The 15,392-nt window shown below is 53.2% G+C and carries 13 protein-coding genes; 5 read left to right on the top strand and 8 right to left on the bottom strand.

The features are described from left to right. Positions 1–5 precede the first annotated feature (5 nt). Complete coding sequence (gene grpE / locus BMW46_RS00430; RefSeq protein ID WP_074703733.1) at positions 6–587, bottom strand: nucleotide exchange factor GrpE; 582 nt, start codon at positions 585–587, stop codon at positions 6–8. Between the two features lie 124 nt (positions 588–711). Then, positions 712–2,094: an adenylosuccinate lyase gene (gene purB, locus BMW46_RS00425; RefSeq protein ID WP_074703732.1), complete on the bottom strand. Its 1,383-nt coding sequence runs from the start codon at positions 2,092–2,094 to the stop codon at positions 712–714. 108 nt (positions 2,095–2,202) lie between these two features. On the opposite strand from purB, the gene BMW46_RS00420 reads away from it, so the two are divergent. Beyond that, positions 2,203–2,811 (top strand): glutathione S-transferase, encoded by a 609-nt coding sequence (locus BMW46_RS00420; RefSeq protein ID WP_011381540.1) that lies wholly within the window; start codon positions 2,203–2,205, stop codon positions 2,809–2,811. A gap of 240 nt (positions 2,812–3,051) precedes the next feature. Here BMW46_RS00420 and mnmA read toward each other — a convergent pair whose 3' ends face one another. Further along, entirely contained in the window at positions 3,052–4,143 is a 1,092-nt protein-coding gene (gene mnmA / locus BMW46_RS00415) for a tRNA 2-thiouridine(34) synthase MnmA (protein ID WP_074703731.1), read from the bottom strand. Position 4,144: 1 nt separating this feature from the next. Beyond that, positions 4,145–4,591, bottom strand: a complete 447-nt coding sequence (locus BMW46_RS00410) for an NUDIX hydrolase (RefSeq protein ID WP_074703730.1) — start codon at positions 4,589–4,591, stop codon at positions 4,145–4,147. Between the two features lie 263 nt (positions 4,592–4,854). Here BMW46_RS00410 and icd point away from each other — a divergent pair, with 263 nt between their 5' ends. Beyond that, a complete protein-coding gene (icd, locus tag BMW46_RS00405; protein ID WP_074703729.1) occupies positions 4,855–6,108 on the top strand; it encodes an NADP-dependent isocitrate dehydrogenase in 1,254 nt (417 codons plus the stop codon). A gap of 11 nt (positions 6,109–6,119) precedes the next feature. Further along, positions 6,120–6,332 (top strand): hypothetical protein, encoded by a 213-nt coding sequence (locus BMW46_RS00400; protein ID WP_143049051.1) that lies wholly within the window; start codon positions 6,120–6,122, stop codon positions 6,330–6,332. On the opposite strand, the gene BMW46_RS00395 is transcribed toward BMW46_RS00400, so the two are convergent. Beyond that, positions 6,312–6,515: a cold-shock protein gene (locus BMW46_RS00395; protein ID WP_011381544.1), complete on the bottom strand. Its 204-nt coding sequence runs from the start codon at positions 6,513–6,515 to the stop codon at positions 6,312–6,314. The two genes, BMW46_RS00400 and BMW46_RS00395, sit on opposite strands and share 21 nt — an antisense overlap. Before the next feature lie 280 nt (positions 6,516–6,795). Between BMW46_RS00395 and clpS the strand changes: the two genes are divergently transcribed. Both clpS and clpA read left to right on the top strand, forming a co-directional pair. Continuing rightward, the gene (clpS, locus tag BMW46_RS00390) at positions 6,796–7,104 is read left to right on the top strand and encodes an ATP-dependent Clp protease adapter ClpS (RefSeq protein WP_011381545.1); all 309 of its coding nucleotides are present in this window, start codon (positions 6,796–6,798) and stop codon (positions 7,102–7,104) included. Position 7,105: 1 nt separating this feature from the next. Then, entirely contained in the window at positions 7,106–9,364 is a 2,259-nt protein-coding gene (gene clpA, locus BMW46_RS00385; protein WP_074703727.1) for an ATP-dependent Clp protease ATP-binding subunit ClpA, read from the top strand. 214 nt (positions 9,365–9,578) lie between these two features. Here clpA and BMW46_RS00380 read toward each other — a convergent pair whose 3' ends face one another. From BMW46_RS00380 to BMW46_RS00370, 3 genes are all read right to left on the bottom strand, one after another. Further along, a complete protein-coding gene (locus tag BMW46_RS00380) occupies positions 9,579–9,797 on the bottom strand; it encodes a dodecin family protein (RefSeq protein WP_074703726.1) in 219 nt (72 codons plus the stop codon). Positions 9,798–10,164: 367 nt separating this feature from the next. Then, positions 10,165–12,735 (bottom strand): cyanophycin synthetase, encoded by a 2,571-nt coding sequence (gene cphA / locus BMW46_RS00375; RefSeq protein ID WP_074703725.1) that lies wholly within the window; start codon positions 12,733–12,735, stop codon positions 10,165–10,167. Positions 12,736–12,783: 48 nt separating this feature from the next. After that, positions 12,784–15,024 carry a cyanophycin synthetase gene (locus tag BMW46_RS00370; RefSeq protein WP_074703724.1) on the bottom strand — a complete coding sequence of 747 codons (2,241 nt, stop codon included), beginning with the start codon at positions 15,022–15,024 and terminating at the stop codon, positions 12,784–12,786. Between the last annotated feature and the right edge of the window lie 368 nt (positions 15,025–15,392).

Raw genomic sequence — 15,392 nt, 5'->3', positions numbered from 1 at the left:
TGATTTCAAGACTCTTTTCCCTTCGAAACCGAAACCAGCGCCGGCCGGATAACACGATCATTCAGCACATACCCTTTCTGCATAACCTGCACTACGGTGTTGTGCGGAAGCTCGGACTCCACCATGCACATGGCCTGGTGCAAATGCGGATCGAATTTTTCACCTTGGGGACTGAGCTGCTTGATATTGAACTTGGCGAAAGTCGCAGTAAGCTGCTTGAGCGTCAATTCCATGCCGCTTTTGAAATTTTCGACTGTTGCATTCTCCACCGCCAATGCAGCTTCCAGGCTGTCCATGACCGAGAGCAGTTCAGTGGAAAAATTTTCAATAGCGTATTTGTGCGCGTTGGTGACGTCCATCTGGGCGCGCTTTCTTATGTTCTCGCCCTCAGCCTTGGCGCGAAGCCATGCATCATAATGTTCCGCTGCATCGAGTTCGGCTTTTTTCAGTAACTGCTCCAGGCTGGGCATGGCTTCGCCCTCCTGCTCAGGCGTCTTGGCCTTGTTTTCCCCGGTTTCCTGTACACTGCTTTCGCTTGTTACGGTCAGCTCGGGCTGGTCTGGTTGAGGTCGGTTTTCTTCTGTCATGGCTTTCTCCTGATTTTCTATCCCTAAACATATCGGGATGGTTTCTCGAATTTCAAGCCCAAAATTTTCAGGCTCTATGATGTGTGCAGGGGACAGCTTGATAGAAAAGGAAAGGACGCGAGAATCAGAGTTCCGTACTGATTTTTCTCGCTAATGCAGCAGCATTCCCCAGGTATGTTTCGGGTCTCATTTCACGCAATCGTTTTTTTTCTGCATCAGGAAGGGCAAGACTGTCAATAAACTGATGGAGCGCGCCCTGAGTGATGCCGCCTCTGCCACGGGTCAGTTCTTTCAGCCGCTCATATGAATCTGGCATGCCGTAGCGACGCATCACTGTCTGGATGGGCTCGGCCAGCACTTCCCAGGCATTTCTCAAATCCTCCTCCAGACGGCCTGGGTTGATTTCCAGTTTGTCCAGACCCCTGCTGCAGGAGTCATATGCCAGTAAAGTGTGCCCTAATGCCACACCCATATTACGCAGCGCAGTGGAGTCGGTAAGGTCGCGCTGCCAGCGCGATATCGGCAGTTTCTCGCTCAAGTGCCGCAGGAGCGTGTTGGCAATCCCGAGATTGCCTTCGGAATTTTCAAAATCTATCGGATTGACCTTGTGCGGCATGGTTGAGGAACCGACTTCATCTTTTCGGGTTTTTTGCTTGAAGTAGGCTAGCGAGATGTATCCCCACATATCACGGTTGAAATCCAGCAGGATCGTGTTGATCCTGGCATAGGCGTCGAACAGTTCAGCTATGGTGTCGTGCGGTTCTATCTGGGTGGTATAAGGATTGAATTCCAGGCCGAGCTTTTCCACAAAATCCTGCGCGAATTTCTCCCATGCGAAGTCGGGGTAGGCCGCCAGATGGGCGTTGTAATTTCCCACGGCGCCATTGATTTTTCCGAGAATAGCCACCTGCGCTAAGTGCCGGCGTCCCCGGTGCAAACGATAAGCAAAGTTGGCGAACTCCTTCCCCACCGTCGTCGGCGTGGCAGCCTGCCCGTGCGTGCGCGCAAGCATGGGCACTTCGGCCAGTTCGCGCGCAAGCCGGACGAGCCTGCCAATGATGTTATCCAGCGCCGGCAACATGATGTCGTCGCGGCTGTGCATCAGCATCAATCCATGGGAAAGATTGTTGATGTCCTCTGAAGTGCAGGCAAAATGAATGAATTGTTCGATTCTGCCAATCTCGGCATTTTCCGTTAACTGGTTGCGAAGCCAGTATTCCACGGCTTTCACGTCATGATTGGTGCGCGCCTCGATGAGTTTGACCGCTTCGCCATCCCTTTCGGAAAAATCCGTTATCAGAGCATCGAGCTGTGCAAGCGTATCTGCGGATAACGGCAGTGCTTCAGCAATGGCGGAAGCCCGGCTCAATGCCTTGAGCCATTCGATCTCAAGCCGGACGCGGTAGCGGATCAGCGCGAGTTCGCTGAAATAGGGCCTCAGTGCATCGACTTTGCCGTGATAGCGGCCATCAAGAGGAGAGAGTGCGGTGAGAAAGGATGAATTCATAGCTTGGTTTCCGGCGAAATTTTAACACAGGTAGGCCTCGGGCCCGTTATGCCATGCAGTGCGGAAAGCCGATATAATGCGCGCTGACCACTCTCTTCAAGATTCGCCATGAAGCTTATTGGATCACTTACCAGCCCCTACGTACGCAAGGCACGTATTGTCCTCGCCGAAAAGCACGTTGGTTATACCTTCGAACTGGATGTCCCCTGGAACGATGATAGCCAGGTACCTGACTACAATCCGCTCGGCAAGGTGCCGGTGCTGATCATGGATGACGGGACGAGCGTGTTCGATTCACGCGTGATCGTCGAGTATCTCGACAGTGTCAATCCCGTATCGCGTCTGATTCCGGACGGCAATCGGCGGCGCATCGCGGTAAAACGCTGGGAAGCGCTGGCGGACGGTATCTGTGACGCCGCCGCCGCCATTTTCCTGGAGCGCAAGCGCAGCAAGACGCAGCAAAGCGGACAGTGGATTTCCCGCCAGCAGAAAAAGGTTGAGGGAGGCCTGGAAGCGGCGGCAAGGGAACTTGGGGACAGAAAATGGTGTGATGGAAATGCCTATTCACTGGCTGACATCGCACTGGGCTGTGCGCTGGGCTATCTTGCCTTCCGGTTTCCGGAGATCAAGTGGCGGGAGAATTTTCCCAACCTTGCAGAGCTTTCCGATCGTCTGGAAAAACGGCCTGCGTTCATGGAAACCGCGCCACAGGATTGACAGCGGTATTGCCATGATGGCCCATACCACGGAAAGTGGATATAGGGCTTGCTAACACTTGTTTTGCGCCGCAGATTCCACAGCTATATAGGTATAGGTGGTAGTCTGAAGGGTGGAAACGGAAAGCCGCGATCCATACCACCTCTGCTCCGTCTATATCCCGCCTCTGTGCAGGGCAGATTCCAGAAAGTTAGCATATATGGTATGTTCGTACATTGGCCGTTTTATCTGCTTTCCCTCTCAATCATCCTGCGTAGCGGTAATTACCCCTCCCCCCAGGCACACCTTGCTTTCGTACACCACCACTGACTGCCCGGGGGCCACGGCCCACTGCGGTTGGGCGAACTCGATTTCGCATTTATCGCGATCAAGGTAAGTAATCGAGCAGGGAGCGTCCGATTGGCGATAACGGATTTTGGCCGCGTACACCCAGTTGCAGCGAGGCATCTTGCCGCTCACCCATGTCAGGTCGGTTGCGGTAAGCGCGGGTCTGAGCAGGTCGGGATGATCGTGGCCCTGTACTACCGTCAGGATGTTCCGCTTCACGTCCTTTTCCGAAACAAACCAGGGTTCGCCGTCGCCCCCCCTTGTTCCGCCTATGCCCAATCCCTGCCGTTGCCCGATGGTGTAATACATAAGACCAGCATGCCTGCCCATGACGTCCCCGGAAGGTGTCCGGATTTCGCCTGGGTCGTTCGGCAAATAGCGGTTGAGAAATTCCCGAAAAGGCCGTTCGCCAATAAAACAGATGCCGGTGCTGTCCTTCTTGGAGAAATTAGGCAACCCGTAGTCTTTCGCGATTCTTCGCACATCACGCTTATAAAGATGCCCGATGGGAAACAGTGTCCTGGACAACTGCGCCTGGTTGAGCCGGTAGAGAAAATAGCTCTGGTCCTTCGTTCCATCTTCACCCTTGAGCAACTGGAATACACCATGCGTATTGCGCACCTGGGCATAATGGCCTGTCGCAATATAGTCCGCACCCAGCCCCGCCGCATGATCCAGAAACGCCTTGAACTTTATCTCTGCGTTGCATAGCACGTCCGGATTGGGTGTCCGGCCTGCCTTGTATTCGGCAAGAAAATGGCTGAATACCCGCTCCTTATATTCAGTGGAGAAATTCACCGCTTCAAGGGGAATTCCAATAACATCCGCCACTGATGCCGCATCTATCAAATCCTGTCGGGAGGAGCAGTATTCATCCGTATCGTCATCTTCCCAGTTCTTCATGAAGAGGCCGATTACTTCATACCCCTGCTGTTTCAACAACAAAGCGGCGACAGAGGAATCCACGCCGCCGGACATTCCGACAACTACCCGTGCTTTGCTCATTTCAAGCCAGATGAGTAAGGATGTCGAGCGGGCACCCCTTCCCCGCCAGATGGTCTTCGATGCATTTCATAACGAGCGGGCTACGGTGGCAATAGATCATGCTGCGGATTTCATCGATGTCAAACCAGTCAGCGCGTACGATGCCTGCATCCAGGTCACGGCCGGGATCGTGGTCGCTCACTGAGCCGGAAAAAGCAAAGCGTATAAATGTCGTATCTTCCGCCGGGGAATGCCAGTGGTAAATGCCGAGTACGGATTGGGGGACAAACATGTAGCCCGTCTCTTCCAGAGTTTCTCGTATCGCGCCATGGATGATTGACTCGCCGGGCTCCAGATGACCCGCCGGCTGATTAAACAACAAGCCGTTACTTGTTTGCTCTTCCACCAGAAGATATTGCCCGTCTTTCTCCACCACTGCTGCCACTGTCACGTTGGGTTTCCAGATCATGATTTCGTTATTTCAACCGTTTTAATTATCAAATAGCGGAACGTGGATACAACCGGATACGGGCGCGAAATATCATCCTCCTATTATAAGGGAAGCCGTCCCGCTGCTGCCGTCTGTAACGCTTTCAGGATATATCGGGAAAACCTGCGGGCAAAAGCAAGCGCTTCTATCTGAAAGGCGGTTAAAATATACGAATTTTGCCGATCCGGTTCCGGCTTGTTCCGGATTATGGAACCAAGCCCAGCTCAACAAATGGAGATAGCATGTATCAGCACATCAGCATACCAGCGGAAGGCTCAAAAATCAGCGTAAATGCGGATTATTCCCTGAATGTGCCGGACAATCCGGTCATACCCTATATAGAAGGCGACGGAATCGGGGTGGACATTACGCCGGTAATGAGGAAGGTGGTGGATTCCGCTGTAGAAAAAGCTTATGAAGGCAAACGCAGGGTTTCCTGGATGGAAATCTACGCCGGAGAGAAATCGACGCGTATTTACGGCGAAAATGTCTGGCTACCCGAGGAAACCCTGCAAGCGGCGAAAGAGTACGTGGTTTCGATCAAGGGTCCGTTGACCACACCGGTGGGAGGCGGAATCCGCTCCATCAATGTCGCTTTGCGTCAGGAACTGGATTTGTATGTATGCCTTCGCCCTGTTCGCTATTTTCAGGGAGTACCTAGCCCTTTGAAAAACCCGGAAAAAACCGACATGGTCATTTTTCGCGAGAACTCGGAGGACATCTATGCCGGTATTGAATGGGAAGCCGGGTCGGAAGGCGCGAAAAAAGTTATCGATTTTCTAATGAACGACATGGGCGTCACCAAGATACGCTTTCCCCAAACTGCAGGGATCGGCATAAAGCCGGTATCCCGCGAAGGTACCGAGAGGCTGGTACGCAAGGCAATTCAATATGCGATAGATAACGGACGGCGCTCGGTAACACTGGTGCACAAAGGCAACATCATGAAATTTACCGAGGGTGCGTTCAAGAACTGGGGCTATCAGCTTGCAGCAAAAGAGTTTGGGGCAAGCCTGCTCGACGGCGGACCATGGATGAAGCTGCCCGAGGATAAAGGCGGTATAGTGATCAAAGATGTGATCGCCGACGCTTTTCTTCAGCAGATTCTGCTGCGGCCGGAGGAATACGATGTCATCGCCACGTTGAATCTGAACGGTGATTATGTTTCCGATGCTTTGGCCGCGCAGGTGGGCGGCATCGGGATCGCCCCCGGCGCAAACATGAGCGACTCGATAGCCATTTTCGAGGCGACCCATGGAACCGCCCCCAAGTATGCCGGCAAGGATCAGGTTAATCCAGGCTCCATCATTCTGTCCGCGGAGATGATGCTGAGGCATATGGGCTGGCCGGAAGCCGCTGATCTCATCACGCGGTCGATGGAAAAAACCATTCAGGATAAAACCGTAACTTATGACTTCGCCCGCCTGATGGCCGGCGCGCAAAAAGTCTCCTGTTCAGCATTCGGGCAGGCCCTGATCGAAAACATGGCCCGTTGAAAACATGGCCCGTGAAAACATGGCGCATTGAAAATCTGCCGCCTTGGGGGCGGAAGGGTAAGCAAGCGTCAAGCGCATTGCTGAGCTTGCTGCTTATCCTCGACAAGAAAAAGCCCCTTGCTGATTTACAGCAAGGGGCTTTGTATAATTCTGTGATGGATCACATGCTGCTCAGTGCGCTCGCACGCCCCGGCATGAAATCTTTAAGCAGACTGAATATTTGATGCTTGCTTGCCCTTCGGACCTTGGGTAACCTCAAACGTTACTTTTTGACCTTCTTTGAGAGTTTTGAATCCGGACATATTGATTGCGGAGAAGTGCGCGAATAAATCCTCGCTTCCATCATCGGGTGTAATGAAGCCAAAACCCTTTGAATCATTAAACCATTTTACTGTACCAGTTGCCATTATTGCTTCCTATAAATAAAACCGGGCCGGAAACCCGAACACTGTTTGAGTTTCAAGACCGCAAAACGGCTGTAACCGGTGCTGCAGAGAACTTGAAGCCAAACGCCAAGAGCTGTTTTACGCAAATCCATTGTTCAAGTCAAGTAGTCGGTCCCGTTATTTGGTAGAAATGCAGCAGAAAATTTTCTAAAAGGTACTTGAATATTTCAGCGCAATCATCAAATATAAAGATTGGAAGTTGTTATATTTCCGTTTTAATTGAAGGCAAGAATACAGGATCATGGCTGCAAGAAATCATGGTGAGGTTGTACTTGAGGCTAAAAAGAGTAAACTCAAGCCGCCGCCAATGTTCAAGGTTATTTTACTGAATGATGACTTCACGCCCATGGATTTCGTGGTGACTGTATTACAGACTTTTTTTTCCATGAACCGAGAACAGGCGACACAAATAATGCTCAAAGTCCATATGGACGGAGCTGGAGTATGTGGAGTTTATCCCAATGATGTGGCTTCCACAAAAGTCGAGCAAGTGGTTGCATTTGCAAGGCAGCATCAGCATCCGCTACAGTGCGTGATGGAGGAGAACTGAAATGATTGCTCAAGAATTAGAGGTAAGTCTGCATATGGCATTCGTGGAATCGCGTCAGAAGCGCCACGAGTTCATTACGGTCGAGCATTTGTTACTCGCCCTGCTCGATAATCCGACTGCCGCAGAGGTATTGCGCGCCTGCTCGGTTGATATGGACGATCTACGCCGGCTGCTGACTGAGCATGTCACCGAAAACACGCCGACTGTGGGAGGGAGTGGAGAGGTAGATACGCAGCCTACTCTTGGTTTTCAGCGCGTTATCCAGCGCGCGATTCTGCATGTGCAGTCCTCGGGGAAAAAAGAGGTTACGGGCGCAAACGTACTGGTAGCGATATTTGGCGAAAAGGATTCCCACGCAGTTTATTTTCTTCATCAAAAGGGGGTAACCCGACTCGATGTCGTGAACTATATTTCTCACGGCATCAGCAAAGTTCCGCAGGGAACAAACGCCAAAACCGAAAGCGAAGGTGATACCGAGCAGGAAATGAATGCGGGGGGCGCGCTGGAAAGTTATGCGGTCAACCTCAACGCCCAGGCGCTGGCAGGCAAGATCGATCCGTTGATCGGACGCGAGCGTGAACTGGAGCGCCTGATACAGACACTGTGCCGCCGACGCAAGAACAATCCGTTATTGGTGGGGGAAGCAGGGGTAGGCAAAACAGCTATCGCTGAAGGTCTGGCGCGGCGAATCATCGAGAACGACGTTCCCGAGATCCTTGCACATCATCAAGTCTATGCTCTCGATATGGGCGCATTGCTGGCAGGTACCAAATACCGGGGTGATTTCGAGCAACGCCTGAAGGCAGTGCTCAAACAGTTGCTTGAAAGCTCGAATGCCATACTGTTCATCGACGAAATTCACACCCTGATCGGGGCCGGTGCGGCTTCCGGAGGCACGCTGGACGCCTCCAATCTATTGAAACCAATACTGAATACCGGACAGCTGAAATGTATTGGCGCCACCACCTACAGCGAATATCGCGGAATCTTCGAAAAGGATCATGCGCTTTCGCGGCGCTTCCAGAAGATTGATGTGCTCGAACCGAGCGTGGATGAAACGGTTTCCATACTGCGTGGCTTGAAAGCGCGTTATGAGGCGCATCATGGTGTCAAATATACCGCTACCGCGCTTACGACCGCCGCGGAGTTATCGGCACGCTTTATCAACGACCGGCACTTGCCTGACAAGGCGATCGATGTGATCGACGAAGCCGGTGCAGCACAGCGTGTTTTACCCAAATCGAAGCAACGCAAGGTAATCAGCAGGCATGAGATAGAGGCCATTATTGCCAAGATTGCACGCATTCCGGCGCAGAATGTTTCCAGTGATGACCGCAACACCTTGAAGACGCTTGACCGTGACCTGAAAGCAATTGTATTCGGACAGGACAAGGCCATCAACGCGCTGACAGCCTCGATCAAGATGGCGAGAAGCGGTCTCGGCAATCCACAAAAGCCGGTGGGGTCTTTCCTTTTTTCCGGCCCGACCGGAGTTGGCAAAACCGAGGTTGCGCGACAGCTGGCCTATGCACTTGGGATTCACTTGCACCGTTTCGACATGTCCGAATATATGGAACGGCACGCTGTTTCGCGTCTGATCGGCGCGCCGCCGGGGTATGTCGGGTTTGATCAGGGTGGCTTGCTCACCGAGGCTATCATCAAGCAACCCTATTCCGTGCTGCTGCTGGACGAAATTGAAAAGGCGCATCCCGATATTTTCAATATCCTGCTGCAGGTGATGGATCACGGCACATTAACGGACAATAACGGCCGCAAGGCGGATTTCCGTAATGTCGTCATCATCATGACGACCAATGCTGGAGCGGAAGCCTTGAGCAAGGCTACCATGGGCTTCACCAAGGCCGCGCAGGCAGGTGACGAGATGGCCGATATCAAGCGGATGTTTACCCCTGAGTTCCGCAATCGGCTGGATGCGATCATTTCCTTTGCGCCGCTAGACAGAGAAGTGATTCTGCGCGTAGTGGATAAATTCCTGATGCAGCTTGAAGCACAGTTGCAGGAGAAGAAAGTGGATGCGATATTCACCGATGCACTGAGAGAGTATCTTGCCAGTAATGGTGCGGATCCTCTCATGGGCGCACGGCCGATGGCGCGTCTCATTCAAGACACCATACGCAGCGCCTTGGCGGATGAATTACTGTTCGGACGTCTGGCCAATGGCGGCAGAGTGACTGTGGATATCGATTCCGATAACAAGGTAAAGCTTCAGTTTGAGGAAGAGGCAGCAGCAGCGATATAAACTTAAACTCGATTCTCAGGTAGAAAACAAAGAAGGCGCGAATTTCCACGCCTTCTTTGTTTGTCTTTTTTACTCTTTTTTATTTTGCCTCGGCTGTTGTCCCGATTATTCCTCGCAGGCTGATTTAACCGAGATCACTACGCACCCTGGCGTCCACCATAACCTCCATGGACTCCCTAGGAACTCCTTATACCTCATGAGTACCGGAAGCCGGCTATTTGCCGGGCTGGTATTTGAAAGACAGATTTACTCTCGCACGATAAGCAACCACCTTGCCGTCTTCAACCACCAGATCCAGCTTCACTATTTCCGCGACGCGTAAGTCTCTCAATGTCTTTGATGCTGTTTCCACGGCGTTCTTGGCGGCGTCTTCCCAGGAAGTCGTGCTGGTTCCGATTATCTCCGTTATTTTGTAAACACTATCTCCTGCCATGACATTTCTCCTCGGATGGGTGAGCAACGAAAACTTGGCGCTGACAAGTCCAGCACCTCTACTGATGTGATTTCAGTTTAGGTTAACTTTTGCGGATTGCAACCTGCCGAGAATTTAAGCTGGGCATCCTCCCTGGCTCTCCTGGGAAGAATGCGGATTTCGGGAAACGTTGGAGGGGAAATGGCGAGGCCTCTAATTCAGTCTCAATTCTTCGACAAGGCTGCGCCCGTTCGACCTTGGGCAAGCCTGTCCTGAGCTGTAGTCACACAAGAAGGACTCAACGTTGCGTAAAACCGGGGTAAGAAACCCTTGAAACGCTCGGGTCAAGAGGTGTTCCGCGACCCCCGGGGAATCCAGAACGCCTCTATCAGCCAGCTACCACCCGCTTGGTGATGTATCCGAGCGCTTCATCCACCTGATCGATGAGAATAAGGCACAATTCTCCCTCTTTCAGATTGTCAAACGCGGCATCAATAGCTCCGAACTCCCCGTAGATTTCCTTGATGTTCCGGGTGCGTTTCGCCTTTTCCAGCCCCTGCCGCAGCAGGCTCAGTACTTCCCCATTCGCACGTCCCCGCTGGCACTGATCCTGATAAAGCACCACTTCATCAAAAGCATCGCCCAATATTTCCGTCTGACGCCGAATATCCTCATCGCGTCGATCGCCAGCACCGCTGATAACCACGGAGCGACGTTTCGCCGGAATTTTGTCGATCGCATTTACAAGCGCGCGAATCGCATCGACGTTATGGCCGTAGTCAGCAATAAGTGTAGCGCCCCGATGAGTGAAGAAATTGAAACGGCCAGGGGCAGTTTGCATGTCGCTGACAAAATTCGCGAGCCCGCCACGAATGATCTGCCAGTCAAGACCCAGCGCCCAGCCCGCAGCTATGGCGGCCATGGCGTTTTCAATCTGGAATGCGATCGCGCCATTCTGTGTCACGGGAATGCCTGCAAATGGAAGGCGATATTCGAAATTGCCTTCCGCAGCGACGATTGCATCGCCATCGACATAAACGACACGTTTACGTTGGGCGTGATGCTTCGCGATCACGGGATTATCCGGATCACGCGCAAAAAAAGTGACCTTGCCAGGGCAATGAGCGGCCATGCCTGCGACAAACGGATCGGCCGCGTTCAGCACCGCCACACCTGTACCGGGCTTCACATTCTGCACAATGATGCGCTTGACGGCGGTCAGGTCTTCCACGGTATTGATGTAGGAAAGACCGAGGTGATCACCGACCCCGATGTTGGTAACCACTGCGACATCGCAACGATCGAAAGCCAATCCTTCGCGCAGCAGACCCCCTCTGGCAGTTTCAAGCACTGCCGCGTCCACATCCGGATGAAGAAGCACTTTTCTTGCACTCTTGGGACCGCTGCAATCGCCGGTGTCGATACGCTGCCCCTCAATATAGACGCCGTCCGTGCTTGTCATGCCGACGCGCAGACCCTGGCAATCAAGAATATTGCCAATCAGCCTGACGGTAGTCGTTTTGCCGTTGGTGCCTGTTACCGCCACTACCGGGATGCGGGCATCATCACCCTTCTTGAACATGTTCGCAATGATCGCCTCTCCCACCACACGCCCTTTGCCAAAGGAAGGCTGCAAATGCATGCGCAAACCCGGCGCTGCATTGATTTCGATAATAGCGCCTTGTCCCTCCAAAGGTCTGGATACGCTTTGGCAGACAACATCTACTCCACAGATATCCAAGCCAATCATCTGCGCAGCTTCGACCATCCGTGCCGCAAACTCCGAATGAACTTCGTCGGTAACATCTGTCGCCGTTCCCCCGGTCGAGAGATTCGCATTATTTCTGAGAACTACTCGCGTGCCCGCGGGCGGTACGGAGTCAGACGTCAAGCCCTGAGTTGCAAGGTGCGCAAGAGCGATTTCATCAAAATGGATTTTTGTAAGCGCGTTGGCATGTCCCTCACCGCGTCGCGGGTCACGGTTGATCTGCTCCACCAATTCTTCAACCGTGTGAATCCCATCCCCTGCAACCTGGGGTGGCTCACGTCGCGCGGCGGCAACCAACTTGTTGCCGACTACCAGCATGCGATAGTCGTGGCCGGGAATGTAGCGCTCAACCATTACTTTTCCGGTGACTTCAACTGCAACGGCGTACGCTGCTTCCACCTGTTCACGGCTCACGAGGTTCACGCGGACTCCCCTTCCCTGATTGCCGTCCTGCGGCTTGACGACGACAGGGCTGCCAATTTCACAAGTCGCCACCCATGCGTCCTCCGCACTTGTGACCGGCCTTCCGGGTGTGACTGGTACGCCGGCCGCATCCAGCAAGAATCGGGTAAGCTCTTTGTCCTGCGCAACCGACTCGGCTACGAGGCTGGTGAGACAGGTTTCTGCAGCCTGAATACGGCGCTGCCTGCTACCCCAGCCGAATTGCACCATGCTGCCATCAGTCAGCCGGTGGAAGGGAATGCCGCGGGCAATCGCTGCCCGCACTACTGAACCGGTGCTCGGCCCCAGGCGTATGTCCTCGAAGAGCTCACGCAGACGCTGCAGGGCATCGGCCAGATTGAAAGGAGTATCTTCTATAGCCGCGCTGCATAGGGCTTGTGCAAGATCAAAGGCGAGCCTGCCAACCGCCTCTTCGCTGTATTCCACGACAACCCGGTAGACGCCGGCTTCAAGCGTCGGGGCGATCTTGCTGAAAGCCACCGGACAACCCACCTGTATTTCCAGTCCGAGTGCAGTGCGCTCAAGCGCGTGTGCAAGCATTTCCGCTTCAGGGCAAGATGCGGCTCGAAGCAAATCGATTTGCGGGAATCGTGCGTACAGGCGATCCAGAAAACCCAGCATGCCATCCGGCAGGGATTCAGGAGTGTCGCAGGAAACGACTGCCTCTATGGCTGTCTGACGGCTCCACAAATTGGGCCCGCGCAGAGCGCGGAGACATGATACTTGCATCGACAGTTCTCCTAGCGTTTCTTATTCATGCGCCTTAGTGATATGTTTTTACACCTTGCTAAACGCATGGAAGCTTTCAATTCCCGACCGTATGACGGTCGGGTCGATGCCGAGTGACCATGCGGCGGCTACTGCCGCAAGTATATTTTCCACCTCCAAAGCCGCCTGCCCGTTACATGTAACCGGAACATCGTTCAATTTACTCAGTGGCAGTTCACTGGATCCGTTAACAAGGAAAATTTCTCCGTCTCGAACTGTTACCGCCCGTTTGCCTTGAACGCCGTTTATACCAGCGGTACCGTGTAAACAATGCTCTTTTATTACCGGTAGATCGGAATCCAGGCTGAAGTAAATAATCTCCCCATTGCACAGCGCAGCCATTTCCACCAGCATCGGCTCCCTGGCATTGAGCACTGCCGCCCCTGCGGGCACGACTACATCCACTTGGGTACGCAACAAGTCGAAGATCTGTTTAGGGGTTTCGAGATATTTTCCATAATGACGGGTCAACTCCACATTGGTAACGATGCCGATATGACAGCCATCGTAGGCCAATCCCTCGCGCAGCATGCTGTCACTGCCGTTTTCAAAAACCGCCGCCTCGATTGACCGGTTCATGAGGATGTTGCGCGCTGCCTTCCAGTTGGCTTGGTCACCTTTTTTCACTTGTCTGCGGTCAAGATAGAAGCCATCGCTGCATGCCAGACCCGTCTGCTTTCCGGATAGCGCGAGCAGTTGGGCAATGAGATGAGCCAGGTTGGTTGTACCATAACTGCCGGTAATACCTACAATCGGAATGCGGCCGTCCTCGTGGCTCGGGAAAAGGTGCTCGACGATCGCTTCACCGACCGGCCGTGGGGTACCAATAGCGGGCTTAATGTGCATCAGCAAACCGGGTCCGGCATTGACTTCGACAATGGCGCCACCCTGTTCTGCAAGCGGTCGCGCAATATCCGTCGCGACAAGATCGACGCCCGCAATATCTAGCCCGACAACACGCGCCGCCAGCGAGGCTGCTGCCGCCGTACTGGGGTGCACCTCGTCGGTAACATCGAAAGCATGGTTACCGTTACGCTGAATGATGACTTCCTGTCCCGCAAGCGGTATTGAATCCGTGGTGAAACCTTGCCGCTGGAGTTCCATTATCGTTACCCCATCCACACTGACCGGATTCAGCGGATGCTCTTCACTTTCTCCCCGCCGGAGATCAGAGTTGATCTGCTGCTGGATCAGTTCGTTTATAGTGGAAATTCCATCCCCAGTAACCGAAACGGAATCACCCCGGCTTGCGGCGACCAGACGGCCCCCGACCACCAGCAGGCGGTGTTCCGTACCGGGAATATAACCCTCGACCAGGACACCGCTACCCTCTTCCAGAGCTACCCTATAAGCGGACTCGATTTCTTCACGCTTGCTCAACTCGATAAAAACGCCACGTCCATGATTTCCATCACACGGTTTGATCACCACCGGCAGACCGATTTCCTGTGCCGCTTCCCATGCATCCTCAGCGCTGTGAACGATGCGTCCTTCAGGGATAGCGACACCGCACGATTGCAGCAACGCCTTGGTCAGATCCTTATCGCGCGAGATGCTTTCTGCAATCGCGGGAGTGCGGTCCGTTTCGGCTGTCCAGATGCGCTGGCTTCGGATGCCATAACCCAACTGTACCAGATTGCCTTTGGCAAGAAGGCGAATTGCCGGAATGTTGCGGCTGGCGGCAGCGTCAACAATGCAGGCAGTGGATGGTCCGAGCCACAGCGAATCGACCATGCCGCGCAGACGCGCAACAGCGCCTCTCACATCATAAGGTTCATCCCCCGGCGAATAATCCATTGCCGCAAGCAGCAATTCCCTTGCCGCTGCGAGAGCATTGCGCGCGACATCCTCCTGCCAGGCGCTCACGGCCACCTTGTAGACACCGCGCAGGGATGTTTCGCGCGCGCGGCCGAAGCCGCCGGGCATTCCTGCCAGATTTTGCAGTTCAAGCGTAACGTGCTCGAGAATATGACCGGTCCAGGTACCTTCCTTTAAACGGCGCAGAAATCCGCCCCGCTCCCCATAGCTGCAGCGGTGCTCGATGAGCGAAGGAAGCCAGGAAGACAGGCATTCATAGAAACCGGGAATTGTGTCGGAGGGAAAGTCTTCAAGTTCCCCGATATCGACAATGGCTTCAAGTACGGGACGAACACTCCAGATATTGGGTCCGTTGAGGTGACGTATTTCAATAAACTTGATATCTCGATTTACCGCTATGTAGTCAGGTTTGGTATCTGCGTAAGCCAGCATAAAGTGAGATTCTCACAAGAAATAAGTTAAGGTTGAACTAACGCGGCTGACTACAATAGGTTTACAACCAGATAAATTAATATGAAAAGCAAATGGTTTTTCTCACGAGAATCTCACTTTCAATACGAAGTCCCCATCCGTAAGAAATCAAGCAGGGATTATGCCAGCTAAAATAGTCTTTGCAAAACAGTTGTTTGGAGCAGGAAAGGAGGCAATTCTGTCGCCATTTGCCGACAACTGGCTTCCCGGCGAAAATATGCCGTTGATATCACGCGATGTTATATGTCTCCTGCCAGCGACAGACTTTGCAGCGGGATGCTGTAAGCACGGAACTGCGAAACAATGCTCCAACTGCAAGTAGCGGAATC

The sequence above is a fragment of the Nitrosospira multiformis genome, assembly GCF_900111585.1.
GTDB lineage: Bacteria > Pseudomonadota > Gammaproteobacteria > Burkholderiales > Nitrosomonadaceae > Nitrosospira > Nitrosospira multiformis_B.
This window is presented reverse-complemented; position numbering and strand designations above follow the sequence as displayed.

Bases quoted from the DNA above. Each gene is read 5' to 3' on its own strand.
- grpE (WP_074703733.1), bottom strand. From the start codon at position 587: ATGACAGAAGAAAACCGACCTCAACCAGACCAGCCCGAGCTGACCGTA.
- BMW46_RS00410 (WP_074703730.1), bottom strand. From the start codon at position 4,591: ATGATCTGGAAACCCAACGTGACAGTGGCAGCAGTGGTGGAGAAAGAC.
- BMW46_RS00370 (WP_074703724.1), bottom strand. From the start codon at position 15,024: ATGCTGGCTTACGCAGATACCAAACCTGACTACATAGCGGTAAATCGA.
- icd (WP_074703729.1), top strand. From the start codon at position 4,855: ATGTATCAGCACATCAGCATACCAGCGGAAGGCTCAAAAATCAGCGTA.
- BMW46_RS00420 (WP_011381540.1), top strand. From the start codon at position 2,203: ATGAAGCTTATTGGATCACTTACCAGCCCCTACGTACGCAAGGCACGT.
- cphA (WP_074703725.1), bottom strand. From the start codon at position 12,735: ATGCAAGTATCATGTCTCCGCGCTCTGCGCGGGCCCAATTTGTGGAGC.
- clpA (WP_074703727.1), top strand. From the start codon at position 7,106: ATGATTGCTCAAGAATTAGAGGTAAGTCTGCATATGGCATTCGTGGAA.
- purB (WP_074703732.1), bottom strand. From the start codon at position 2,094: ATGAATTCATCCTTTCTCACCGCACTCTCTCCTCTTGATGGCCGCTAT.
- clpS (WP_011381545.1), top strand. From the start codon at position 6,796: ATGGCTGCAAGAAATCATGGTGAGGTTGTACTTGAGGCTAAAAAGAGT.
- BMW46_RS00380 (WP_074703726.1), bottom strand. From the start codon at position 9,797: ATGGCAGGAGATAGTGTTTACAAAATAACGGAGATAATCGGAACCAGC.
- mnmA (WP_074703731.1), bottom strand. From the start codon at position 4,143: ATGAGCAAAGCACGGGTAGTTGTCGGAATGTCCGGCGGCGTGGATTCC.
- BMW46_RS00395 (WP_011381544.1), bottom strand. From the start codon at position 6,515: ATGGCAACTGGTACAGTAAAATGGTTTAATGATTCAAAGGGTTTTGGC.